This is a genomic window from Streptomyces sp. NPDC029138 (assembly GCF_055564375.1).
Genome location: NZ_JBVHWM010000104.1, coordinates 1 through 24,888, shown reverse-complemented (window position 1 = coordinate 24,888; position 24,888 = coordinate 1). Strand labels below are relative to the sequence as shown.

The 24,888-nt window shown below is 75.1% G+C and carries 12 protein-coding genes and 1 pseudogene; 6 read left to right on the top strand and 7 right to left on the bottom strand.

The window, feature by feature from the left end:
* Positions 1-100 precede the first annotated feature (100 nt).
* The 6 genes from ACZ4WH_RS41785 to ACZ4WH_RS41760 are packed head-to-tail and all read right to left on the bottom strand — an operon-like array spanning position 101 to position 8,640.
* Positions 101-1,378 (bottom strand): condensation domain-containing protein, encoded by a 1,278-nt coding sequence (locus tag ACZ4WH_RS41785; RefSeq protein ID WP_468190898.1) that lies wholly within the window; start codon positions 1,376-1,378, stop codon positions 101-103.
* Positions 1,375-3,705 (bottom strand): lantibiotic dehydratase, encoded by a 2,331-nt coding sequence (locus ACZ4WH_RS41780; RefSeq protein WP_468190895.1) that lies wholly within the window; start codon positions 3,703-3,705, stop codon positions 1,375-1,377. The genes ACZ4WH_RS41785 and ACZ4WH_RS41780 overlap by 4 nt, the downstream gene beginning before the upstream one ends.
* 38 nt (positions 3,706-3,743) lie before the next feature.
* A complete protein-coding gene (locus tag ACZ4WH_RS41775) occupies positions 3,744-6,686 on the bottom strand; it encodes an amino acid adenylation domain-containing protein (RefSeq protein ID WP_468190892.1) in 2,943 nt (980 codons plus the stop codon).
* 52 nt (positions 6,687-6,738) lie between these two features.
* Complete coding sequence (locus ACZ4WH_RS41770; protein ID WP_468190890.1) at positions 6,739-7,563, bottom strand: SDR family oxidoreductase; 825 nt, start codon at positions 7,561-7,563, stop codon at positions 6,739-6,741.
* A 37-nt stretch (positions 7,564-7,600) separates the two neighbouring features.
* On the bottom strand, positions 7,601-8,326 hold the full coding sequence (locus ACZ4WH_RS41765) for a thioesterase II family protein (protein ID WP_468190887.1): 726 nt from the start codon (positions 8,324-8,326) through the stop codon (positions 7,601-7,603).
* A gap of 17 nt (positions 8,327-8,343) precedes the next feature.
* A complete protein-coding gene (locus tag ACZ4WH_RS41760) occupies positions 8,344-8,640 on the bottom strand; it encodes an acyl carrier protein (protein ID WP_468190885.1) in 297 nt (98 codons plus the stop codon).
* Between the two features lie 324 nt (positions 8,641-8,964).
* On the opposite strand from ACZ4WH_RS41760, the gene ACZ4WH_RS41755 reads away from it, so the two are divergent.
* The 6 genes from ACZ4WH_RS41755 to ACZ4WH_RS41730 all read left to right on the top strand — a co-directional run bounded on the left by ACZ4WH_RS41755 (position 8,965) and on the right by ACZ4WH_RS41730 (position 24,635).
* Complete coding sequence (locus ACZ4WH_RS41755; protein WP_468190882.1) at positions 8,965-12,195, top strand: non-ribosomal peptide synthetase; 3,231 nt, start codon at positions 8,965-8,967, stop codon at positions 12,193-12,195.
* Between the two features lie 31 nt (positions 12,196-12,226).
* Complete coding sequence (locus tag ACZ4WH_RS41750; protein WP_468190880.1) at positions 12,227-12,481, top strand: MbtH family protein; 255 nt, start codon at positions 12,227-12,229, stop codon at positions 12,479-12,481.
* A gap of 3 nt (positions 12,482-12,484) precedes the next feature.
* Positions 12,485-13,504 carry a guanitoxin biosynthesis L-enduracididine beta-hydroxylase GntD gene (gene gntD, locus ACZ4WH_RS41745; RefSeq protein ID WP_468190877.1) on the top strand — a complete coding sequence of 340 codons (1,020 nt, stop codon included), beginning with the start codon at positions 12,485-12,487 and terminating at the stop codon, positions 13,502-13,504.
* Positions 13,505-13,549: 45 nt separating this feature from the next.
* Positions 13,550-14,296, top strand: a complete 747-nt coding sequence (locus tag ACZ4WH_RS41740) for an SDR family NAD(P)-dependent oxidoreductase (protein ID WP_468190875.1) — start codon at positions 13,550-13,552, stop codon at positions 14,294-14,296.
* A gap of 93 nt (positions 14,297-14,389) precedes the next feature.
* Positions 14,390-23,275 carry an amino acid adenylation domain-containing protein gene (locus tag ACZ4WH_RS41735; protein ID WP_468190872.1) on the top strand — a complete coding sequence of 2,962 codons (8,886 nt, stop codon included), beginning with the start codon at positions 14,390-14,392 and terminating at the stop codon, positions 23,273-23,275.
* 70 nt (positions 23,276-23,345) lie between these two features.
* Positions 23,346-24,635 (top strand): MFS transporter, encoded by a 1,290-nt coding sequence (locus tag ACZ4WH_RS41730; RefSeq protein WP_468190869.1) that lies wholly within the window; start codon positions 23,346-23,348, stop codon positions 24,633-24,635.
* On the opposite strand, the pseudogene ACZ4WH_RS41725 reads toward ACZ4WH_RS41730, so the two are convergent.
* Positions 24,613-24,888, bottom strand: a pseudogene (locus tag ACZ4WH_RS41725) (crotonyl-CoA carboxylase/reductase); the annotation flags it as partial. The gene ACZ4WH_RS41730 and the pseudogene ACZ4WH_RS41725 overlap by 23 nt on opposite strands.

Below are 24,888 nucleotides of genomic sequence, written 5' to 3'. Positions count from 1 at the left end.
CCCCCCCCCCCCCCCCCCCCCCCCCCCCCCCCCCCCCCCCCCCCCCCCCCCCCCCCCCCCCCCCCCCCCCCCCCCCCCCCCCCCCCCCCCCCACGGCCGCCTACAGCCCTTGTAGGACCGCGAGCAGGCGAGCGCAGAAAAGCTCTCCGAGGCCCTCGGGCAGATCCCGCCCCCACTGGACCTCGTACGTCAGCGCGTCCGCGTCCTGGAAGAAGCGCACGGCCAGCTCGGTCTTCGCCGCCGGGTAGCGCTGGTGGAGCCGGGACGAGAAGCGCAGACCGTCGTGCTGCCAGGTCAGGGTGGTCGGCAGCTGCCGGTGGCTCACCACCACGCTGTCGATCGCCGCCGCCTCGCCCGGCACGGGCTGCGCGACCCGTGCCGCGAGCTGGGCGAAGGGGAAGTTGCGCCGGCGCAGGTCCTCGCGCCAGCCGCCCTGGTGGGCGCGCGCGGTGTCGATGACGGACTGCCCCGGCGCCACCTGCGCGAGCAAGGGGACCTCGTTGATGAAACAGCCGATGACCTCGCCGAGCGCTCCTTCCCTGGGCCGTACGGACGCCGCGCCGCACACCGCCATGGGGCTGCCGGACCGGACCGGTGCCGCGTGGTGGACGGCGGCCGTCAGCAGGTGTGTCAGGCGTGTTCCGGCCTCGTCCGCGCGGCGGACGAGGCCGTGCGCGCACGAAGCCGGCAGGGTCCGCCGCAGCGTCCCGGACGGCCCGGGCCCCTGGGGCGTCCCGTCGGGGCGGGCGCCCTGACCGTCCCACCGGGGCAGCTCCAGCCCGGACGGCACCCGGGCGTGCCAGTGGGCGCGGTCCTCACGCGCCGCGGTTTCCTCGGCGTCCCTGACCCAGCGCACCGCCTCGCGGTACAGCGCCTCCGGTTCGTGGTGCGGCCGGCCGGCCAGGGCGAGGCCCAGCCGGCGCAGCAGGGGGATCTGGCTCAGGCCGTCCATGGCGAGGTGGTGGATGATCAGCGCGACGCTGTGGTGGCCCGGGCGGTGCTCGGCGACGACGAGCCGGGCGAGCGGTTCGTCGTCGGTCTCGACGGGCCGCCGGGTCTCCGCCTCCAGCAGCGCGGGCAACTCGTCCTCGGCGACGGCGTGCCAGGTGACCTCCAGCGGCTCGCCGGAGAAGGAGTGGACCACCTCGCCGGACCACGGGTCGATCGTCATCCGCAGCCGCAGCGCCGGCGTGCCCGCCGTCAGCTCCCGGGCGGCCCGCGCCACCCGCGCCCGGTCCAGCGGGCCGTGGACCGAGGCGGTGAACTCGGTCGTGAACGAGCAGCCCGTCAGGTCCTTCTGGGAGGCGAGGAACATGGCGGCCTGACCCGCCGTCACGGGTTCCGGCCGGTCCTGCGCCGGGACGCCTGTCGTGGTCATCGCGCACCTCCGCCGGGGCGGTCGCCGTCGCCGGGCGCCCCTCGGTCGTGTTCCGGGTCGGTGAAGACGAGCCGCAGCTCCGAGGTGTACGCGGCTCCCGAGGCGTCCCGCAGCCAGCACTGCTCCGCGTCCGGGAGCATCTCGCTGACCGTCACCGACGCCTCCGGGTGGTCGGCCGCGCCCCGGCGCAGCGCCCCGGCGGCCAGGTTCACCAGCGCGGGCGACGCGAAGTCGAGGAAGAGCGGCTTGTCCTCGCCGGGCACCTGGTAGAAGACGCGTTCCGGGAGCCCGTTGTCGCGGCGCCACCGCCAGGCCGCCCGGTAGCGCGCCGCCTCGTCCTTGATCCGGGGCCAGTCGACGCCGGTCAGCGGGAAGGACCACGCCTCCCTGGCCAGGACGAGCCGTCCGGCGGAGATGCGCGGGCGGTGCGGCTGCGCGGCGGCGATGCCGAAGGCGCCCACGACGACGCCGGACAGATACTCGCCGAGCACCTCCAGCAGGTCGTGCGCGGCACCGGTCCCACGGTCGTGTACGACCAGTCGCTCGCCGTCCGCGCGGACCACGAGGTCGGCGGCCGGGATGATGGGCCCCGGCGCTCCCGTGGAGTCGGCGTACATGGTCCAGTAGCGGTACTCCGGGCTGAGCAGGGCCGGCGGATAGGTGCGGGACGTCACGCCGGCGGAGGCCCGGGCGGGCACCGCGACGACACGCCGCCCCTGGTGGTCGGCGGCGGCCCGGGCCAGCAGCCGTCCCGGGTCGGGGTGCTGTTCCACGAAGAAGCGGGCCTCCAGGGTGTTCATGGCGACGTGCATCTCGCCGAGCACGAGGAGGAACTCGCCGCGCTCCACCGCCTCCGGGTCCGATGCCGCGATCATGACGTCCGGCGCGTGGTGGCGGGCGGCCGACCAGCCGGCCGGCAGCGGGGGGAACTCCCGCGCGACCCGCTCCGCCAGCACCTGCGGCGGGACGGAGCAGTGTGCGCCGTCCGCCGGGAGCCGCAGCACCCGGGCCCAGCGGGCCCGGAACTCCTCGGTCAGCCGGCGCACCAGCGGCGGCGGAGTGCGCGGGGTGTACACGAGGTCCGGGGTGGCCGCGCCGACCAGCAGGGCCAGCGGAACCTCGTCGGTGCCGTGGCGCAGGCTCACCTTCCGGTGCAGTTCCAGCAGCCGGGCCGAGTACAGCTGTGCGGCGCGGCCGGCCAGCCACTCGGCGGTGTGCAGCACGGGCGCGAGCGCGGTGGCCACCTCGTCGAGGACGCTGGCGCCCAGCTCGCAGCCGAGGTCACGGACGGTGTCCTCGTAGACGAGGGTCCGTCCCGCGTACATGGCGCCCGCGCGCCGTACCGCGCCGGTGCCGGTCAGCCGCTCGAACGTGGTGTTCAACGCGTCCAGGGCGGCGGTCAGTCGCTCCGGGTCCCCGGCGGCGGCGGCCACCCGGTCCCGTGCGGCGACGAGGGAGTCGAGGCCGGCCAGGAGCCGGCCGCGCAGACGCTCGTCCCCGATGCCGAGCAGCCTGGCGCGCAGGGTTCGCTCCGGTCTGGCCTCCACCGGCCCGGTCAGGGACAGCGTGACCAGGCCGCGTTCGGCCAGGGACCGGAGCACGGTCGGGACGCGGGAGGAGTCCGGCCCGGCCGTGAGGTCCCGCACGGTCCGGCTCCCGTCGCAGGCCCGCAGTACGGCCGCCTCGTCAGGGTCGAGGGCGAGGTGCCGGCCCTGCGGTCCGCGCACGGCCGTACCGTCGTGGCTCCACCCCTCCGACAGCCGCGGCCTCAGCCACGGGCGGACCTCGGGATCGCGGGACATCGCCGCGGCGACCTCGTCGATCGCCCAGGTCTCGAAGTACACCGTGCGCCGCGCCAGCAGCGACGCCCCGGGCCGTACGGTGAGGGCCGTGCCGCCGGGCTCGACGGTCGCCCAGCACACGGGCCCGAAGAAGCCGATGGTGTCGTTCTTGACCGTGTACCGCTGGAGGTACTTGGCCAGCGTCACCTCGCCGCGCCGCCGCTGGGAGCCCGAAAGCGCGCGGTCCGCGGCGAGTTTGTCCAGGCAGTTCCGCACGACGGCGGGGTTCTGCCAGGCGACGGCCTCCCGCAGGCGCGGGTCGGCCGCCAGGTCGCGCAGTTCGCCGGTGAGCCGGCGCAGGGCGGTGGCGTAGTGGGCCGCGAACGCCTCCGGCGGCAGGTCGGAGCCCGCCGGTCCGGCCAGTTCCGGGGCGCGCAGGCGGGCGATCCCGGCCAGCGGGAAGCCCGCCCCGCGCAGGGCGAACTCGCGGTGCAGCCACCACCGGGTGTCCGCGAGCCTGACCAGGTCCGGCGCCGGTGCGCTCACGTCGCCTCGCTGCGGGAGGTACCCCGCGGGTGCCGCGGTCACGACCGCCCCGCACGCGAGTCGATCAGGGCGGACAGCCGGGTCACGGTCCGGTGCACGTACAGGTCCCGGGGTGACAGGGCGGCGAAGCCCTGGTCGCGCAGCGCCGTCAGCAGGCGCACGGCGACCAGTGAGTTGCCGCCGCTCTCGAAGAAGTCCTCGTCGGCGGTCACGGAGTCGTCGGCGAGCGCGGCCCGCCAGGCGGCGAGCACGGCGGCGGCCGTGGTGGAGGGCGCGGCGGTGGGTGCGGCGCCCGGTGCGGTCGTCCCGTCGGCCGTCGCCGTCGTGCCGCCGTCCGCTTCCGCACCGGTGCCCGCGCGGTCCGGCAGGGGCAGACGGGCCCGGTCGAGCTTGCCGTTCACGGTGAGCGGCAGGCGGGGCAGGGGGACGAGCACGGCGGGGACCATGTGCTCGGGCAGGACGCCGGCGACGCGCCGGCGGACGTCGAGGGCGGACCCGTGCCGCAGGACGACGTAGCCGACGAGCCGGGTGTACGCCGCGTCCGAGCGCTCGTCCAGGACGACGGCCGCCTCGGCGACGGCCGGGTCGGCGAGCAGCGCGGAGCGCACCTCGCCCAGTTCGATGCGGAAACCCCGCAGCTTCACCTGGTCGTCCAGCCGTCCGAGGTGGTCGAGGGAGCCGTCGGGGCGCATCCGGCCCCGGTCCCCGCTGCGGTACAGGCGCTCACCGGTGACCGGGTCCGTGGGGAAGCGCTCGGCGGTCAGCTCCTCGCGGCCGAGGTAGTGCCGCGCCACCCCGGCGCCGCCGACGTGGATCTCGCCGACCGCGCCGACGGGCAGCGGGCGGCCCCGGGCGTCCCGCACCGACACGGACCAGCCGGGCAGGGCGCGGCCGACGCAGGCGGAGCCCGTGTCCGCGTCGACGGGGGTGACGTCCCGGGCCGTGACGTGCACGGTGGTCTCCGTGATGCCGTACATGTTGACCATGCGGCACGCCTCCGGCGTGTGTCGGCGGAACCACGGTCGCAGCATCCGGGGGTCGAGGGCCTCGCCGCCGAAGACGACGAGCCGCAGGGCGAGTTCCCGGTCCGGTCCGGCCGTGGCGTCGGCGTCGAGGAGCCCCCCGAAGGCGGACGGGGTCTGGCTGAGGACGGTCACCCGCTCGCGTACCAGGAGCCGGTGGAAGTCGGCGGGGGAACGGGTGGTCATGAAGGGGACGACGACCAGGTGCCCGCCGGTCAGCAGGCATCCCCAGATCTCCCAGACCGAGAAGTCGAAGGCGCTGGAGTGGAAGAGCGTCCAGACGTCGTCGGGACCGAACTCCATGTCGTCCGTGGTGGCGGCGAGCAGCGCCGTCACGTTCCGGTGCGGGACGACGACGCCCTTGGGCCGTCCCGTGGTCCCGGAGGTGTAGATGACGTAGGCGGCGTCGTCCGGGGAGGTGTCGGGCAGCGGTCCGGACGCCGGGCCGGTGAGCCGGGCGGGGTCGATCACCTGCACCCCGGCGCCGGCCGGGAAGTCGGCCAGGGTGGTGAGGACCAGGGACAGTCCCGCGTCCTCGACGGTGAAGCGGAGCCGGTCCGCGGGGTAGTGCGGATCCAGCGGCACATAGGCGGCGCCGGTCTTCAGCACGGCGAGCAGGGCGACGACGAGGTCGGCGGTGCGGTCCAGGCAGACCCCGACGAAACCGCCGCGGCCGGCGCCGCGCTCCCGCAGGGCGTGGGCCCAGGCCGTGGCCCGGGCGTCGAGTTCGGCGTAGGTGAGGGTGCCGTCCTCGCCGGAGACGGCCGTGCGGTCCGGCTGGGCCAGCGCCACGTCACGGACGGCCTCGTGCAGGGTGCGCGCGCTGTCGTCCGGCGGTGGTGCGGTGCGGCCCAGTGCGCGCAGGACGGCCGTGTGGGCGGGGTCGGTCGTCTCGATCCGGCCGAGGACCGGGTTCCCGTCCGCGCGCAGCCCGTCGAGGACGTGCCGTACGCACCGCAGGAAGCGGGACGCCTGGGCGGGATCGACCGCGCCGGGGTCGGGCAGGACGCCCGCCGGTGTGCACACCCCGTCGGCCGACCGCCAGTGCAGCAGGAGCGGCAGCACCGGTGCGAGGAACGGACGGTACAGCTCGTCGGGGTGGTCCCCGGTGAACAGCACCCCGACCGCGGGCAGCGCCGCGTCGGCGGGCCAGGCCAGGTTCCGCGCGGCCCGGCGTACCCGCTCGACGAACTCGGCCGCGGTGTGTGTCTCGTCGACGCGGACGGTGAGGACACCGCCGGCGCCGCCGTCCTCGGCGGGGGACGCCGGGAGGGCGAGCCGTACGGTGCCGGTCTGCTCGTACCGGGACAGGACGAGCGCCACGGCGGCGATCACCTCGAACGGGTCGGCGGTCACCGGCCCGGCGGCCCCCGGCACGGCGTCCGGTCCGGACGATGCCGCGTCCTCCTCCCCGGCCGGTGCGCCGGCCAGGCCCCAGGCGGGCCGCTCCGTGTCCGGCGCCACCGGCCTCGGACGTGCCGGGCCAGAGGCCACGGGCGGCTCCGGCAGGGCGGCCGGCTCACCGGGTGCGCGCCCCGCGAGCGTGTGCGCCAGCCGGCGCAGCCCGGTCCGGCCGAGCACGTCGTGCCGGCTCACGACCACGAGGTCGGCCGCGTCGTCCCGGTAGCAGAGCAGCACCGCCCGGACGCCGGGCCGGTCCTCGCCCAGGCCGCGCAGCAGCTCGCGCTCGCGCAGCCGCAGCGCCCGTGGGTCACCGGAGGCGAACGGCAGGTCCTCGGACCACAGGGTGACGCGGTCCGGGTCCGCGAGGCCGTGGCCGGCGCGGGCGAACGCCTCGCGTGCCGCCCGGACGGCGGGTGCCCCGGTCAGCGTCAGGGCCAGGGAGTGCTCGGCGGTCTCGCCGAACGGACAGCGGTGACGCGGCTCGCGCGGAGGCGGGGCGGACACGACGTCGTCCGGCCCGCCTGACGTCGTCGCGCCGGCTGGGTGCGTAAGCATCGGCTGCTCCTCTACGGCTCCTCGTACGCCGTGTGGGACGGTGGGGCGGGGATCAGTGAGCGGTGAAGCCGCCGTCCACGGTGAGGACCGTGCCGGTGACCTGGTGGGAGTCGTCGCTGCCGAGCCAGACGGCGGCGGCGGCGATGTCCTGCGGTTCGATGAGCGCGTTCATCGGCTGTGCCTGGACGAAGGTGTTCTCGTGTTCCTCGACCGCGACGTCCAAGGACCGGGCGATCTCCGAGAGCATCCTGGACTCGACCCGGGGATCGTCCCGGACCGAGCCCGGGCACAGCGCGTTGACCCGCACCTTCATCGGCGCGTAGTCGAGCGCGGCGGCCTTGGTGAGTCCGACGAGTCCGTGCTTGGCGGCGACATAGCCGGCGAAGTGCCGGTAGCCGACCAGCCCCGCGGTCGAGGCGACGTTGATGACGCTGCCGCTGCGGGCACGCACCATGTGCGGCGCCACCGCCCGGATCAGCCGCCACGCGCCGAAGAGGTCGACGTCGAGCATCAGCGACCACTCCTCCTCGGTGATGGCGTGCGCGGGCTTGCCCGAGGGGGCGGCGATGCCGGCGTTGTTGACCAGGACGTCGACGCGTCCGTAGCGCCGTACCGCGTCGCGGACGGCACGGTCGACGGCCGCCGTGTCGCGCACGTCGCAGTGCGCGGTGAGAACCGAGGCTCCGGCACGCCGGCACAGCTGTGCCGTGCGCTCCAACTGGGTCTCGGTGGCGAGCGGATAGGGCACGCCGGGCACCTCGGCGCACACGTCCAGGAGGACCAGGTCGGCGCCCTCCTCGGCGAAGCGGACCGAGCAGGAGCGGCCGATGCCGCGCGCTGCCCCGGTCACGAGCACGAGTTTGTTCTTCAGTCGCATGGTCGGCCTCACCGTCGTCGGGTGTGTGCGGGGCGCCTCAGCGCAGCGGCAGCGCCTCGGCTCCGAGGGTGTCGGCGACAAGGTCGACGACCTGGGGCACCGACTCGGTCAGATACATGTGTCCGCCGGGAAGTTCGTGGAAGCGGAACCCGGCACCGGCGACCGCGCTCCAGTCGAGCGCGTCCTGCCGCGACACCAGCTCGTCGGAGCGTCCGCGCAGACAGGTCACCGGGAAGGGCACCGGGGTCACCGCGGAGGGGCGGTAGTCCTCGTGCATGGCGACGTCGGCGCGCAGGGTCGGCAGGATCATCTCCCGCAGCTCGGGGATCTCCAGCGCGGGATGGCGGGCCCCCGCGAACTCCTCGACGCGGGCGAGGAACTCGTCGTCGCCGAGGCCGCTGGCCCGCCGGGTGCGGCTCGCCGAGGGGCCGGGTGATCCGCTGACGAACAGCCCGGCGACGGTGACGCCGTGCCGCTGGACCAGGGCCCGGGCCAGTTCGTAGGCGAGGACGGCGCCGAGGCTGTGGCCGAGGACCGCGACGGCCGGGGCGTCGCCGAGCGCGTCGAGGGCGTCGGCGAGCAGCCCCTCGACCGCGTCGTGCACGTCGGTCCAGGGCTCCTCCTCCACCCGGTCCTCGCGTCCCGGCAGTTGCAGGGGGGCCAGCCGCAGGCCGTCGGGAAGGAGCTTGCGCCAGGGCCAGTAGAAGCTCGCGCCGGCTCCGGCGTGCGGCAGGCAGAGCAGGGGAATGCGGTGGTCGGTCATGGCGTCCCCGTCCGGCGTCAGGAGCGTGCGGCGGGCACGCGGGGTTCGATGAGGGCCGCGAGCGCCGCGGCGGTGCGGGCGGTGAACAGTTCGCGGACGGTCACCTTCACGCCGAGCCGCCGGCGCAGCAGCGCCACCGTCTGCGCGGCGAGCAGGGAGTTCCCGCCCAGCTCGAAGAAGTCGTCGTGCGCGTCGACTCCGCCCGGCACCGCGAGCGTGCTGCTCAGCGCGTCCACGACCGTGCGCACCAGGTCCGTTTCCCCGGTGCCGGACGCGTCGGCCGGCGCCACGGTCACCCGTGCTGTCTCGTCCATGAACTGGGTCCTCGTTTCTGTTCGTCGCGAGCCGGAGGGTCCGGTCGTACCCGGCGGCCGGGCGGAGCCGGCCTGTGTACGGCGGTGGGTCCGGAGCCCGGTCTGTGCACGGCGGCCGTGCGGGGCCGACCTGTACGGCGGCCGGGCGGCCCGTCCGTCTGCGGGCAGCACCGACGCTACGGACGGCGGCTGTCGCGGGGCTTTCGCCGGTCTGTCGTCGCCGGTGACGGCCGCGAGAGCGCCACGACAGACGGGCGAGACGGCGCGAGGAGTGGCGCGACAGCGGGTGCGGACACGCTGGCAGGGCCGATCGAAGGGGTATCCATGCGTTCCAACGAGTCATCGCGCGCCGGACACGCCGGCCGTGCGGAACACCGTGCCGGACGGACTTCCGACCTCGGTCTGACCCATGCGCAGCAGCAGATGTGGTTCGCCGACCAGTTCAACCCCCAGGACAGCGGTTATCTGATCCCGCTGCGCCTGCGCCTGACCGGCGAGCTGGACGTGGCGGCGCTCGGCGGTGCCCTGGAGGCCGTCGTGGCCCGGCACGAGGTGCTGCGCACCGGAGTGCGGACGGTGGACGACCGGCCCGTGGGCGTGCTGCGGCCGGCGAGCGACTTCACCCTGGCCGTGGCGGATCTGCGGGAGGCGGGGCCGGAAGAGGTCGAGCGGGAGCTGCGCCGGCAGGCCCGTACACCCCTCGACCTCGCCGAGGGCCTGCCCGTCCGGGCGATCCTGCTCCGGGTCGCGGACGCCGAGCACATCCTGTGCCTGACGGTCCACCACATGGCCTTCGACGGCGGCTCTCGGGACATCCTCCACCGCGAGCTGGAGGCCGGGTACGCCGCACTGGTGGGAGGAGCCGGGGAGGACCGCCGTACACCGGGGGTGGTCCGGTACGCCGACGCCGAGCGCGCCCGCGCCGTCGAGGATCTCGACGCGCAACTGGACCACTGGCGCGCGGCGCTGGCCGGGCTGACGCCGTTCGAGCTTCCGCCCGACCGGCCGCGTCCGGCCCACCGCGCCGGCGGTGGCGCCCAGCGCTCCTTCGACGTGCCACCGGCGACGGCCGACGGACTCGACCGGCTCGCCCGCCGCCGCGGCGCCACGACGCACATGGTGCTCGTCGCCGCCTGCCAGGCGCTGCTGGCCCGCTGGTCCGGACGCACGGACGTCACCGTGGGCTCGACCTTCGGCACGCGGGACGAGCCGGCGCTGCGGGAGGTCATCGGCCCGTTCGTCAACATGCTCGTGCTGCGCGGTGACGTCAGCGGTGATCCGTCCTTCGCGGAGCTGGTGGAACGGGTGCGCGAGACGGCCCTGGACGCCTACGAGGCACGCCACGTCCCGTTCGCGGACGTGGTGCGCGAGCTGGGCGGGGACCGGGACCCCGCGCGGACCCCGCTGTTCCAGATCCTGGTCGACCACGTGAGCCGGAGCGAACCGCCCGCGCTGCCCGGTCTGACGGTCACCGAGCTGCCCGAGGTCTGCGTCGGTTCCAAGTACGACCTGAGCGTCTCCTTCCAGCGCGTCGCCGGCCGGATGACCGTGGAACTGACCTGGGACACGGCCCTGTACGAGGAGGCCACGGCCGGCCGTCTCGCCCGGCATCTGCGCGAGCTGCTGGTCCAGGTGGCCCGGCAGCCGGCGGCCCGGCTGTCGGAGCTGGTGCTGACGGACGAGCGGGAGCGGCGGGAGGCCCTCGGGCTGGGCCGGGGCCCGGTCGCCGAGTTCCAGGACGTGTGCCTGCACGAGCTGTTCGAGGCGCAGGTGTCCCGGACGCCGGGGGCAGCGGCCGTCGCCGACTCCTCGGGCGAGCTGACCTACGCGGAGCTGGACGGGCGGGCCACCGCCCTGGCCGCCGTGCTCCGCGGCCACGGGGTCGGCCCCGAGGTGCCGGTCGGCATCATGTTCGGGCCGTCGACGGAGCTGCTGGTCGCGGTGCTGGGCGTGCTCAAGGCCGGCGGCGCCTACCTGCCCATCGACCCGGCCGTGCCGCCGCACCGGCTCGCCCACGTGCTCACCGAGGCCCGGCCCGCGGTGGTCCTCACCCAGCCCCGGCACGCCGGACTCGTGACCTCCGCCGGCGGCACACCGCTCACCTCCTGGGCCGCCGAGCCGGGCACCACCACCGGCACCGGCCCGCTGCCGCGGCCGGACAACCTGTGCGCCCTCTACTACACCTCGGGCTCGACCGGCCTGCCCAAGGCCGTGGCGTGCACCCATCGCGGCTGGGCCAACTATGTGCAGTGGCTCCAGCGACAGCACCGGCTGCGCCCCGGTGAGACGGTGCTCCACAAGTGCGTCGCCACGTTCGACGTGATGGTCGCCGAGGTGCTGTGGCCCCTGTGCTCCGGGGGGCGGGTGGCAGTACTCGGCGACGGGCGGGGCGCGGACCCGCGGGCGGTGATCGACGCCGCCGTGCGGTTCCGGGCCGCGCAGCTCCAGTTCGTGCCCAGCGCGCTGGACCTCTTCCTGGACGAGCTGACCGACGACGACCTCGCCGGCCTGGGCGTCCTGCGCAGCGTCGTCTCCGGCGGCGAGGCACTGCTGCCGGGGACCGTGCGCCGCTTCTTCGAGCGGTTCGGTGACACGGTACGGCTCGACAACAACTGGGGCACCACGGAGACCTCCGTCGACTCGACCACGCACCGGTGCGCCGAGCGGGACCCGGACCGGCATCCGGCGGCGATGACCGTCGGGCGTCCGGTGGACAACCACGAGGTCCACATCCTGGACGAGCACGGCCGGCCCGCGCCGCTGGGGACCCCCGGCGAGATCCACGTCGGCGGCGTCGGCCTGGCCCGCGGCTACCACGCGAACGCGGCCCGCACCGCCGAGCGCTTCGTCCCGCACCCGTTCCGTCCCGGCGCCCGGCTGTACCGGACGGGCGACCAGGGCCGGGTCCGCCCCGACGGATCGATCGAGTACCTGGGCCGGGCCGACCACCAGGTGAAGATCCGCGGGGTCCGCATCGAACTCGGCGAGGTCGAGGCGGCGCTGCGCGCCCATCCCGCCGTGGTCGAGGCGGCGGCCGCCACCTGGCAGGCGGCCCCCGGGGACCGGCGGCTGGCCGCCTACGTCCTGCTGGATCCGGCGGCCGGTGCCACCACCGCCGACGTCCGGGCCTTCCTCACCGGCCGGCTGGTGGGCGGTGCCCTGCCGAGCGCCATCGTCGAGGTCGACGCCTTCCCCCGGCTGCCGAACGGCAAGCTCGACCGGGCGGCGCTGCCCGCGCCGGACCTGGAGGCGGCACGGGAGAGCGCCTATGTGGCGCCGCGCGACGAGACGGAAGCGGCGGTGGCCGCCATCTGGTCCGAGCTGCTGGGCACCACCGTGGGGGCGCACGACAACTTCTTCGCCTCGGGCGGCCATTCGCTGCTGGTCACCCGGGCGGCGAACCGGATGCGGGAGGCGTTCGGCGTACCCGTGCCGCTGAGCCTGGTGTTCGAGGCACCGACCGTGGCGCAGACCGCGTCCCGCCTGACGCGGATGGTCGAGGCCGAGATCGACTCCCTGAGCGCCGAGGAGCTGCTGCGGCTCCTGGCCGACTGACCACGCGCACACATCATGAGGAGAAGCCGACATGCCCGACTCCGGTGAGTACCTCGTCGTGCTCAACGACGAGGAGCAGTACTCGGTCTGGCCCGCCGCCCTGGATCTTCCCCGGGGCTGGCACGCCGAAGGCACCCGCGGCCCCAAGGACCACTGTCTCGACCACATCGACCGGGTCTGGACGGACATGCGGCCCAAGAGCCTGCGGGACGCCATGGGCCACGGGCGGGACGCCGCGTCCGCGCCCCACGAACAGCAGCACACCCTCGCCACCGAAAGCAGGTGACACATGACCAGCCTGGACGTCCCCCTCGCCTACACGCTCGACAGCACCGACCTCGCCCGTCTCGAGACCGTGCTGGAACACCTCCGGGACCACGAGGACCCGGCCGACCCCCTCTTCTACGACCGGCGCCGGCAGGCCGCCGAGGAACTGCCGCACGGGCTGCGGAACTTCCTGCTGGACTTCCGGCACACCGAGCCGGCCGCGGCCTGCCTGATCCACGGGTTCCCGGTGGACGACGTCCTCATAGGACCGACGCCCGCGCACTGGGAGCTGGCGGCCGACGGCAAGTCGACCCGGGACCAGGAGCTGCTGCTGGGCCTGTGCGGCATGGTGCTGGGCGAGCCCTTCACCTGGTCCACCCTGCAATCCGGCCGGCTCGTGCAGAACATCCTGCCCATCCGGGGCGACGAGCGGCGCCAGAGCGGACACGGCAGCGAGACCCTCCTGGAGTTCCACACCGAGGACGGCTTCCACCCCCGCCGGTGCGACTATCTGCTGCTGTTCGGCCTGCGCAACCCGGACCGGGTGCCGACCGTGGTGTCGTCGGTGCGTGACATCCGGCTCTCCGACGAGGACCGCGAGATCCTCGGGGAGCGCCGGTTCCTCATCGTGCCCGACGACGAGCACGTCCGGCAGCTCGCGGAGCGTGCCCCCGGCCATCCCGCGCTCCGTGAGGCGCAGAGCATGCTGGAGCGGCCCGAGCCGGTCGCCCTGCTGTTCGGCCACCACCTCAACCCGTATCTGCGCATCGACCGGCCCTTCACCCGCTGCGTCGGCGCCGACCCCGCCGCCGAACAGGCCGTCGAGCATCTGATGGCCGAGCTGGAGCGGGTGCAGCAGGACGTGCCGGTGGGCCCCGGCAGCCTCCTGGTGGTCGACAACTACCTCGCCGTCCACGGCCGCCGGCCGTTCACGGTCCGCTACGACGGCACCGACCGGTGGCTGAAGAAGCTGACCGTGAGCCGGAACCTGCGCCCCGGCTTCGCCGACCGGGGCACCGGCTCGCACCGGGTCCTGTTCTGATCCGCCCCCCCTCACATCCCTGTCACGACAGCCGGAGGTCTCCTCATGCGAACGGTCATCGTCTCGGGCGCGTCGAGCGGCATCGGCCGGGCCACGGCCGAGCGCTTCGCGCGCTGCGGTGATCACGTGGTCAACCTGGACGTGCGCAAGCCCGACACCGACTCGTCGGTGCCGTGGCTGGAGGTCGACGTCACGGACTGGGCCGCCGTCGGGCAGGCGCTCGCGGCGGTGCACGCCGAGACCGGCGCCCTCGACGTGGTCATCGCCAACGCGGGCATCAGCGTCCGCCACGGCGTCCTGGAGCTGACGGAGGCCACCGCGCGTCGCGTCACCGACGTCAACTTCCTCGGGGTGCTGGGTCTGTGGCGGCAGGCGGCGGAGTACATGGTCCGCCGGCGCAGCGGCGTGCTCCTGGCCACGGCGTCCGTCAACGGCAGCCGCGGCTACCCCTTCTACGCGGACTACAACGCCACCAAGGCGGCCGTCTTCTCGCTGTGCCAGACCTTCGCCCTGGAGCTGAGCCCGTGGGTGCGCACCGCGTGCGTGACGCCGGGCGCCGTTCTGACGCCCATGCAGCAGGCCGAGTACACCGAGGAGATGCTGGCGGCCGTCAACGAGCGCATCCCGGGCGGGCGGCACGCCGCCCCGGAGGAGATCGCCGACGCCTTCTTCTTCCTCGCCTCCGACGGCGCCCGGTTCATCACGGGCCAGCAGCTGGTGGTGGACGGCGGCGAGACCGCCGGGGCGACCACGGCGGTGTTCGGCACCGAGGGCCGGTGCCCCGCCGGCTGAGCCGGATCACAGTCGCGAACGGTGCACCACCGGATCGCCCTGACCCCTGAGCCGGTGGCACAGCCGCGGCGTGACGATCACAGGAGGCAGAACATGGACACCCGTGAGCAGGAGACACCGCCGCGGCCGGACGTCGCGGCGCTGCGGCAGGCGCTGTTGCGCAGGCGGCTGCGCGGACGGGGCGGGGACGCGGACGCCGTCACGCCGCGCGGCGGCTCGGGACCGGCGCCCTTGTCCCCGGTCCAGCGCGGCATGTGGGCGATGGACCACTTCCTGCCGGACAACTCCGTCTACGGCATCGACCACGTGGTGCGGCTGCGCGGCCACGTCGACCCCGATGTACTGGGCCGGGCCCTGACCGACCTGGTGGACCGGCACGAGGCGCTGCGCACGACCTTCGACGACACCGACGAACCGCGTCAGGTCGTCCACCCGCACTGGACCGGGACACTGGTGGTGCGGGACGTGCGCGACCTGCCGCCGGACGGGCAGCGCGAGGCCGCGGCGCACTTCGTCGCACAGGAGCGGGCGCGCTCCTTCGACCTGCGCGTCGGTCCCCTGTTCCGCGCGGCGCTCGTCGTCCGCTCCGGGGAGAGTCTCCTGGTGCTCACCCTGCACCACATGGTGAGCGACGGATGGTCCGTCGGGCTCATCGCCGCGGAGCTGAGCGCGCTGTACCGCGCGCGTCTGGTGGGGGAACCCCTGCCGCCCCCGCCGCCGTTGCAGTACGCGGACTACGCGCAGTGGCAGGCCGGCCTGAGGAAGACCGGTGCCGTGGCCGGCCGGCTCGACCACCGGCGGACGGTGCTGCGTGACGTGCCGCCCGTGCTGGACCTGCCCACGGACCACGAGCGGCCGCCGCGGCTGTCCCACCGCGGGCACAGCGCGCACCACGTCCTCGCTCCCGAACTCGCCCGTGCGGTACGCCAGTTGGCCGAGCGGGAGGGCGTCACCCTGTTCACCCTGCTGCTCTCCGCGTTCGATCTGCTGCTGAGCCGGTGGTCGGGCCGGCGGCGCTTCGCCGTGGGCGCCGCCGTGTCGGGGCGGACGCGGACGGAGATCGAGTCCGTGATCGGACTGTTCGCCAACACGGTCGCGATTCCGGCGGACCTGACCGGCAACCCGTCCTTCTCCGAGCTGACCGCGCGCGTCAACGCGCAGGTGCTGGACGCGCTGGACCACCAGGACATCGCGTTCGAGGAGGTCGTGGCGGCGCTGGCGCTGCCGCGCGACGCCGCCCGCAACCCGCTCTACCAGGTGCTCTTCCAGTGCACCGAGGCGGGCGGGGACCGGTGGGACCTGCCGGGCGTCACCGCCGAGCACCTGCCCGGGGACACCGCCTCCCCCAAGGTCGACCTGCTCCTGTCGGTCGTGCACAGCCCCGACCGGATCGCCCTCGAACTGGTCGCCGAGACCAGCCTGTTCGCCCCGGAGACGGGCCGGCGGCTGCTCGGCCATCTGGAGACGCTCCTGGCCCGGGTGGTACGCGACCCCGCGCGGCCGGTGGAGGAGGTGAGCCTGCTCTCGGCGGCCGAGACGGACGTCGTCACCAAGGAATGGAACGACACCTTCCGGCCGTATCCGGCGGACGCGACCATCCCCGAGCTGTTCGCCCGGACCTGTGCCCGGGTGCCGGACGCCACGGCACTGGTCGCCGGGACCACGGTCATGACGTACGCCGAACTCGACGCGGCGTCCAGCCGGCTGGCGCATCTGCTCCGGGCGAGCGGCGCCCGCGCCGACGTCCCCGTGGCCGTCGCCCTCCCGCGCTCGGCCGAGCTGGTCGTCGTCCTGCTGGCCGTGCTCAAGGCGGGCGCCGCCTACCTCGTGCTGGACTCGGCCAATCCGGTCGAGCGCAACGAGGCGCTGCTCGCCGACAGCGGCGCCACCCTGCTCGTGCGCGGCACGGCCGGCACCGACGAGACCCCGCTCGCGGCGGACGGCGGTGTCCGCGTGCTCGACCTGGACGATCCCGCCACCGTCACCGCTCTCGCGGCCCAGCCCGCCGGCCCACCCCCCTGCCCGGCCACCCCCCAGTCCCTGGCCTACGTCAGCTACACCTCGGGCTCCACCGGCCGGCCCAAGGGCGTCATGGTCCCGCACCGCGCGGTGATCCGCCTGGTGCACGAGCCGACGTACGCGCGGCTCGGCGAGCGCGAGACCCTGCTCCAGATCGCGCCGGTCGCCTTCGACGCCTCCACGATGGAGCTGTGGGGCAGCCTGCTCACCGGGGCCCGGCTCGTCGTCGCGCCGCCCGGCCGGCTGGGCGTCGCCGAGATCGGCGCCCTGCTGCGCGAGCACCGGGTCACCGTCGTGTTCCTCACCACCGGGCTGTTCCACCAGATCGCCGAGTACGACCCCGGTGCGTTCGTCCACGTACGGCATCTGCTCACCGGCGGGGACGTCATCTCGCCCGGCGCGGTGCGCGCGGCCCTCGACGCGCACGACGGTCTGACGGTGGTCGCCTGCTACGGGCCGACCGAGAACACCACCTACACCACCTGCGCGCCGCTGACCGCCCCCGAACAGGTCGGCGCCCGCGTCTCCCTGGGCCGCCCGATCCAGCAGACGACCGTCTACGTCCTGGACGAACATCTGCGTCCCGTGCCCGTCGGCACCCCCGGCGAGCTGTACACGGGCGGCGACGGGGTGGCCCGCGGCTACCTGGGCCGGGCGGCCCGCACGGCGGAGCGCTTCCTGCCGGACCCCTTCAGCGACACCCCGGGCGCGCGGATGTACGCCACGGGCGACCTGGTGCGGTACCGGCCCGACGGGACCCTCGACTTCATCGGCCGGATCGACGGCCAGGTCAAGCTGCGCGGATTCCGGATCGAACTCGGCGAGATCGAGGCCCGGCTGCTCGCCCACCTGCGGGTCGCCCAGGCCGCGGTGGTGGTGACCGAGCACGTCCCGGGCCACAAGCGACTGGTGGCCTACACGGCACCGGCGGGCGCCGACCGGGCACCCACCGAGGAGCTGCGCGCCCATCTGCGGCACGCGCTGCCCGCGTACATGGTGCCGCAGGCGTTCGTGGCCCTGGACACCCTGCCGTTGAAGCCGAACGGCAAGGTGGACCGCGACCGGCTGCCCGCGCCCGCCCCGGACCAGGCCGGTGACCCGGCCCCCGGCCGGGGACGGCGGCCCGCGACGCCCACCGAGCGGGCGCTCGCCGACATCTGGGCGCGCGTCCTGCACGTCGCCGAGGTGGGAGCGCACGACAACTTCTTCGAACTGGGCGGCGACTCGATCCTCTCCATCCGGACGGTCGCCGAAGCGGCCCGGGCCGGGCTGCGCCTGACGCCCCGGCAGGTGTTCGAGCACCAGACCGTCGCCGCGCTGGCCGCGTCCGTCGACCGGTCGGCGGGCACCGGGCGCGTGGCCGGCGCGGAGCAGGGCACGGTGTCCGGCGCCGTCGAACTGCTCCCCGTCCACCGGTGGTTCACCGAGCAGGACTGGCCGCACCACCATCACAACCAGTCCGTGAGACTGTCCTGGACCCCGCGCCCCGACCCCGCCCTGCTGGCCGCCGCGCTGCGCACGCTGACGGCGCACCACGACGCCCTGCGGCTGCGGCTGGTGCGCGACGCGACCGGGGACTGGCAGGAGCACATCGCGGAGCGGGAGGAGGGCGACCTGCTGCGGGTGGTGGACCTGGCCGGGGTGCCGGCGGCCGACCGGGAGGCGGTCGTCACGCGGGAGGCCGACCGGGCCCACGCGGCGATGGACCTCACGGCGGGCCCGGTCCTGCGGGCCGTGCTGTTCCGCGCCGGACCCGACGCCCCGGACCAGCTGTTCTGGACCATCCACCACCTCGCGGTCGACACCGTGTCCTGGGCCGTCCTGCTGGAGGACCTGGCCACGGTGTACGGGCGGCTGGCGAGCGGGCGGGAACCGGAGCTGCCCGCGAAGACCACCTCCTACCGCGCATGGGCCGCGCGGATCGCCCGGCACGCCGAGAGCGCGGAGTTCGCCGCGGAGGCCGCAGCGTGGGTGAGCGCCGGCCGCGACGCCGAGCCGCTGCCCGCCGATCACGCCGGAGGCCGCAACACCGAGGCGGGCGCGGCGAGTCTGACCGCCACGCTGCCCGAACCGGAGACGACCGCGCTGCTCCGCCAGGCCCCCGCCGCCTACCGGACACGGGTCAACGACCTGCTGCTGACCGCCCTGGCCCAGACCCTGTGCGCGTGGACCGGGTCCCGGACGGCCTCGCTCCACCTGGAGGCCCACGGGCGGGAACCCCTCTTCGACGACGTCGACCTCACCCGCACGGTCGGCTGGTTCACCAGCATCCACCCCGTCCACCTGACGCTGCCGTCGCAGGACGACCCGGCCGCCCACCTGAAGGCGGTCAAGGAACAGCTCCGCGCCCTCCCCCACAACGGCATCGGCTACGGGCTCGCCCGATACCTGCGCCCGGACACCTCCAAGGCGCTGGCCCGGTACGCCCCGCCGCAGGTCAGCTTCAACTACCACGGCCGCATCGCGGACGGACACCACACGCGGGACACGGCCACCGGACCGCTGCTGCGGCGGCTCGGTCCCGTCGGCGCGGAGGTGGCGGCCTCCGGCCTGCGCCCGCACCTCGTCGACGTCAACGCGGCGGTCCTGGACGGCGCTCTGCGCATCCGCTGGACCTACGCGCCCGGCGTGCACGACGCCGGTACGGTACGGCGGCTGGCCGACGACTTCCTGCGCCGGCTGCGCCTGCTCGTCGGCCACTGCACCTCGGGCGCCGCCGGGGCCACCCCGTCGGACTTCCCGCTGGCCGGGCTCGACCAGCGGGGCCTGGACCAGCTGCTGGCCGGCCTCGACGCCCGTGGGGTCGAGACCGTCCACGGCCTGTCCCCCATGCAGACGGGGCTGTTGTTCCACGCGCTGCACCGTCCCGGCCGGGGCGACTACGTCACCCAGCTGGTGTGGCGCGTCGAGGGCGAGCTGGACACGTCCGCGTTGCTGGCCGCGTGGCAGCACGTGACCGACCGGCACGCGGCCCTGCGCACCACCTTCGCCTGGGACGGGGTCCCCGAACCCGTGCAGATCGTCCACCGTCACCTGCCGCTGCCCGCCGAGACGGCGGACTGGAGCGACGACCCGGGCCGGCTCCGGGCGCGGCTCGCGGACCTCCTCGACACGGAGCGGCGCACGGGCTTCGACCTGCACGGCGCCCCGCCCCACCGCCTGCACCTGATCCGCACCGGCCCCGGGGAGCACCTGCTGGTCTGGCACAACCACCACATCCTGCTGGACGGGTGGAGCGTGTCCCTGGTCCTCGCGGAGGTGCGGGCCTGCTACGAGTCCCTCAGCCGCGAGGGCCGGCCGCCGCAGCTGCCCGAACCCACCCCCTACCAGCACCACATCGCCTGGCTGAACAGCCAGGACACCGAGGCCGCCCACGCCTACTGGCGGTCGGCCATGGAGGGCTTCGCCGGTCCCACACCCATCCCCGTGGTGGCCGGTGCGCAGGAGGGGACCGGCGCGACCACGACCCGGCCGCTGGCGCTGCCCTCCCCTGTCACCTCGGCCCTGTCCCGGCTCGCCGGCGCGAACAAGGTCACCGTCAACACGGTGCTCCAGGCCGCCTGGGCCCTGACCCTCGCCCGCTACAGCGGTACCTCGGACGTCCTGTTCGGCAACACCCTCACCGAGCGCATGTCCGGCGTCCCGGGAGCGGACCGCATGGTCGGACTGCTCATCAACACCCTGCCCACCCGGGTCCGCGTCGCGGAGGACAGCCCGGTCGGCGACTGGCTGCGCGAACTGCACACCCGGCTCACCGAGGCCCAGCGGTACGGATACCTGTCCGTGTCGGAGATCCAGCGGCACACCGCCGTCCCCGGCGGGCAGCGGCTGTTCGACAGCATCCTCGTCTTCACCGACACCGGAGCCGTCGCCGACGATGAGCCCGCCGGCCTTCGCTTCACCCCGGTCACCGGGCACGAGCAGCCCGGCTACCCGCTGCTGGTCCGCGCCGACCTGGCGGGCGAACTCGTCCTGACCCTCAACTACGAGCGGGGCCAGGTGGCGGCCGACGCCGCCGAGCGGCTGCTGCGCCACTTCGGCCGCCTGCTGACGGAGCTGGCGAGCGGCCGGCACACCGTCGTACGAGACCTGCCCATGCTGTCGGACGAGGAGCTGCGGGAGCTGACCGCGAACGGGGCCGACGACGGGCCCCCGGCCGAGGACACCCTGCTGGACCTCTTCGCCGCACAGGTCCGGGCGGCCCCGCGGGCGGTCGCGCTGCGCCACGCCGGCCGGTCCACCACCTACGCCCGGCTCGACGCGGACTCCGACCGGCTGGCGCACCGGCTGCGCCGGGCCGGGGCCGGTCCCGGCACCCGGGTGGCGGTCCATCTGCGGCCGTCGGCCGGCACCGTCACGGCCCTGCTGGCCGTGCTCAAGGCCGGTGCGGCGTACGTCCCGCTGGACCCGGCGTACCCGGCGCAGCGGCGCGCCCTCGTCCTGGAGGACTCCGGTGCCGTGCTGGTGCTGAGCGGCGGCGCCGCGCGGCCCGTTCCCGGCTGCGCCGTGCCCGTGCTGGACCCGGACGCTCCCGGGGAGGAGGAAGAGGGGGAACCGGACGGGCCGCCGTTGCCGCGTCCGACGGGCCGGGACCTCGCCTACACGATCTACACGTCCGGCTCGACCGGCCGGCCGAAGGGCGTGGACATCGAGCACCGGGCCATCGCCCACTTCCTCGGCGCGATGCGGGACCGGCTGGACAGCGGCGCCCAGGACACCTGGCTGAGCCTGACGTCGATCTCCTTCGACATCGCGGGCCTGGAGATCTTCCTGCCCCTCGTCACCGGCGCCCGGACCGTCGTGGCGCCCCCGGACGCGGCCACGGACCCCGAGGGACTCGTGGCGCTGATCCGCGAGGAGCGGGTGAGCTTCGTCCAGGCGACGCCGTCGGGCTGGCGGGTGCTGCTGGCCGGCGGCTTCGACGAGCCGTCCGTCCGGGCGCTGTGCGGAGGGGAGCCGCTCCCGGCCGCGCTGGCACGGGACCTCGTCCGCCGCTGCCGCACCCTGTGGAACGTGTACGGGCCGACCGAGACCACCGTCTGGTCCACCATCGACCCCGTCTCGGACCCGGACCGCCCCGTCACCATCGGCCGGCCCTTGCCGGGCGAACGCGTCCACATCCTGGACGCCGCCCTGCGCCCGGTACCGGTGGGTGTCCCCGGCGAGCTGTTCATCGGCGGGCACGGAGTCGGGCGCGGCTACCTGGACCGCCCCGCCCTGACGGCGGACCGCTTCGTGCCCGACCCCTTCGGCCCCGAGGGCGGCCGGCTCTACCGCACCGGCGACCACGCACGGCTGCTCCCGGACGGCCGGGTCGACTTCCTCGGCCGGCTGGACCGGCAGGCCAAGGTCCGCGGGTACCGCATCGAACTCGGGGAGATCGAGGCGAGGCTGGACGAGCACACCGCGGTCGGGCAGAGCGTGGTGGAGGTGTCGCGGACCGCGGGCGGGACGGCCGGGCTGGCGGCGTACGTGGTGCCCGCGCCGGGCCACCGGCCCACCGAGCGGGAGCTGCGCGAACACCTCGCGCGGTGCCTGCCGGAGTACATGGTGCCGCACGCTTTCGTGCTGCTCCCCCGGCTGCCCCTCACCCCGAACGGCAAGATCGACCGCAACGCGCTGCCCGCCCTGGAGGGGGACGGCGGCCCGGACGAACGGCCGTACGTCGCCCCCCGCACCGCAGCCGAGCGCGTCCTCGCGGAGGCCTGCGCGGCGGTCCTGGAGCGGGAACGGTTCGGTGTGCGCGACGACTTCTTCGACCGGGGCGGCGACTCGATCCGGGCGCTCCTCGTCATGACCCGGGCCCGGGCCGCGGGCGTGCCCGTGACCGTGGCGCAGATCCTGCGGCACCGCACCGTCGAGGCCATCGCCGCGGCGGCGGACCGTCCCCCGTCGTCCGCGCCCGGGCTCACGGTGGGCACGTTCCTCGACCGGCTGCGGCCGGACGACGCCGACCTGACGGCGATCCTCGCCGCGCACCGGGTGCCCGGGGTCAGCGCGGCCGTCGTGGTGGACGGCGCCCTGACGGCCACGTGGGCGCACGGCACGGCCCACCGCGGCGAACCGGGCACGCTCACCGACGGCACGGTCTTCCAGGCGGGCTCCCTCGCCAAGCACGTCACCGCCCTGCTGTGCCTGGTGCTGGTCCGGGACGGCACGCTCGACCTCGACCAGGACGTCAACCGTTACCTCGACGGCTGGCGGGTGCGGGGCGCGGACGGACACGGTGCCGTGTCGCTGCGGTCCCTGCTGAGCCACAGTGCCGGTCTGCCCGTCGCGCCCGGCCGGGACTTCGGTCCGGGCGAACCGCTGCCGCCGCTCGCCGAGTCGGCGGCGCCCGGAGGCGGAACACCGCCGCGCCTGGCGGCCGACGGCCGCCACGTCGGCCGGTTCCGCTACTCGAACACCAACTACGCGGTCGTCCAGCGGATTCTGGAGGACGTCGGCGGCCGGCCGATCGCGGACCTGGCCCGCGACCGGCTGTTCGCACCCCTGGGGCTGCGCCACACCGCCCTGTCGCCCGGGGTCCCCTTCCCCGCCGGCGAGGTGGCGTCGGGTCACGACGCCGAGGGGCGCCCGCTCGCGGGCCGGTGGCGCCGGACACCGGAACTGGCGGGAGCGGGCCTGTGGTCCACCCCGCGCGACCTGGCGGCCCTGGAACTGGAGATCTGGCACGCCGCCCACGGGACGCCCGGTCACCGTCTGGTCGACGGCGAGCTGGCCCGGGAGATGATCCGCCCCACCGCGGAAGGCGTCTACGGCCTGGGCACCATGCTCCGGCAGGTGTCCGGCAGCACCTGGTTCGGGCATCTCGGCGAGCCGTCGGGCGCCCGGTGCCTGTCCTTCCTCGACGCCGGACGGGGCAGCGGCTTCGTGCTCATGCTCAACGCCGAGTCCGGCACGGCCGCCCTCCGGGAGTTCCTCTCCCGGCTGGGATTCGCCGAGGAACTCGCCGTGTGAGCCGCGGTGTGATCCGCCGGTCGGGCGCCGGGACGCGGCGCCCGACCTCCCCGAGCCGTCTGGAGCCACGATGACCGGCATCACCGTACCGACCAGCCGATCACGGCGCCCGCTCGTGATCCTCCTGTGCGCGGGATTCATCTCGGTGCTCGGCACCTCGATGTCCGAGCTGGCCCTGCCCTGGTTCGCCCTCGGCACCGGCGGGGGCACGTCCCACGCCGGCGTCGTGGCCTTCGCGGACACGGCCCCGTACGTCGTCCTCCAGGCGCTGGCCGGGCCCGTGGTCGACAAGTGGGGCGCCCGGGTGTCCTGCGTCGCGGGAAACGCCCTGGCCGCGGTGGCGCTCGGTGCCGTCCCGGTCCTGCACCTGGCGGGCGCGCTCGGCTTCGGCCCGCTGTGCGCCCTGGTGGCGGTGGCCGCCATGGCGCGCGGCGTGGCGGACTGCGCGGGCAACGTGCTGCTGCCCGCCGTCGCCGAGCGGGCGGGCGTGCCGCTGACGCGCGCGGTGGCGCTGTCGGCCGGAGCCATGCGTGGCGGGCTGATCGCCGGGGCGGCGCTCGCGGGCGTCCTCCTCTCCACGGTCGGTGTCACGTCGACGCTCGCGGTCACCGCGGGCGGGTTCGCCGTCGCCTCGGTGCTGATCGTGTCGTGCGCGACGGCACCGGCGCGGCAGCCGGCGACCGCACCGCGGGCCGGGAACGCGCCGGGCGGATACCGGGCGGAGCTGGCCGAGGGGCTGCGCTTCCTGCGCGGGGACCGGCTGCTGCTCGGCATCGTCGTCCTGATCGCCGTGAGCAACCTGCTGGACCAGGCGTTCTCCGCCGTGCTGCTGCCGGCCTGGGTGAAGGCCCATATGGACAGCCCGCAGGCGCTGGGTCTGATCACCGGCACCATCGGCGTCGGCACCGTCGCCGGGAGCGTGGCGGGGGCCTGGCTCGGCCCCCGGCTGAGCCGGTCGGTCACGTTCCGGACCGGTTTCCTGCTCGCGGGCGCCCCCCGGTTCCTCGCGCTGTGCGTCTGCTCGACGCTCGCCCCCGTCCTGACGGTGAGCCTGGTCGCGGGGATCGCCGGCGGGCTGGTCAATCCCCTCCTCGGGGTGCTCCAGTACGAGCGGATACCCCCGCGTCTCCAGGCACGGGTCCTCGGGGCGGTGAAGGCCAGCGCGTGGGCGGGCATCCCGTTCGGCGGCCTGCTGGCGGGGCTCGCCGCCGACTCCGTCGGAGTCCCCGCCGCGCTCGCCGTCACCGGGCTGGCGTTCCTCCTCACGTCCCTCGTCCCCTTCGTGCTGCCGTCCTGGCGGGCCATGGACACGAGCCCGGCTCCGGCCCCGGCCGAGGTCAGGTGTGCCGGAAGCGGTTGATGGCGTCGATGTGCCTGGCGCGCGTCTCCTCGTCGCGCACGCCCAGGCCCTCCTCGGGCGCCAGGCACAGGACGCCGACCTTGCCCTGGTGCAGGTTGCGGTGCACGTCGTAGGCGGCCTGCCCGGTGTCCTCCAGGGAGTACACCTTCGACAGCGTGGGGTGGATCTTGCCCTTGGCGATGAGGCGGTTGGCCTCCCAGGCCTCGCGGTAGTTCGCGAAGTGCGAGCCGATGATCTTCTTCAGCGACATCCA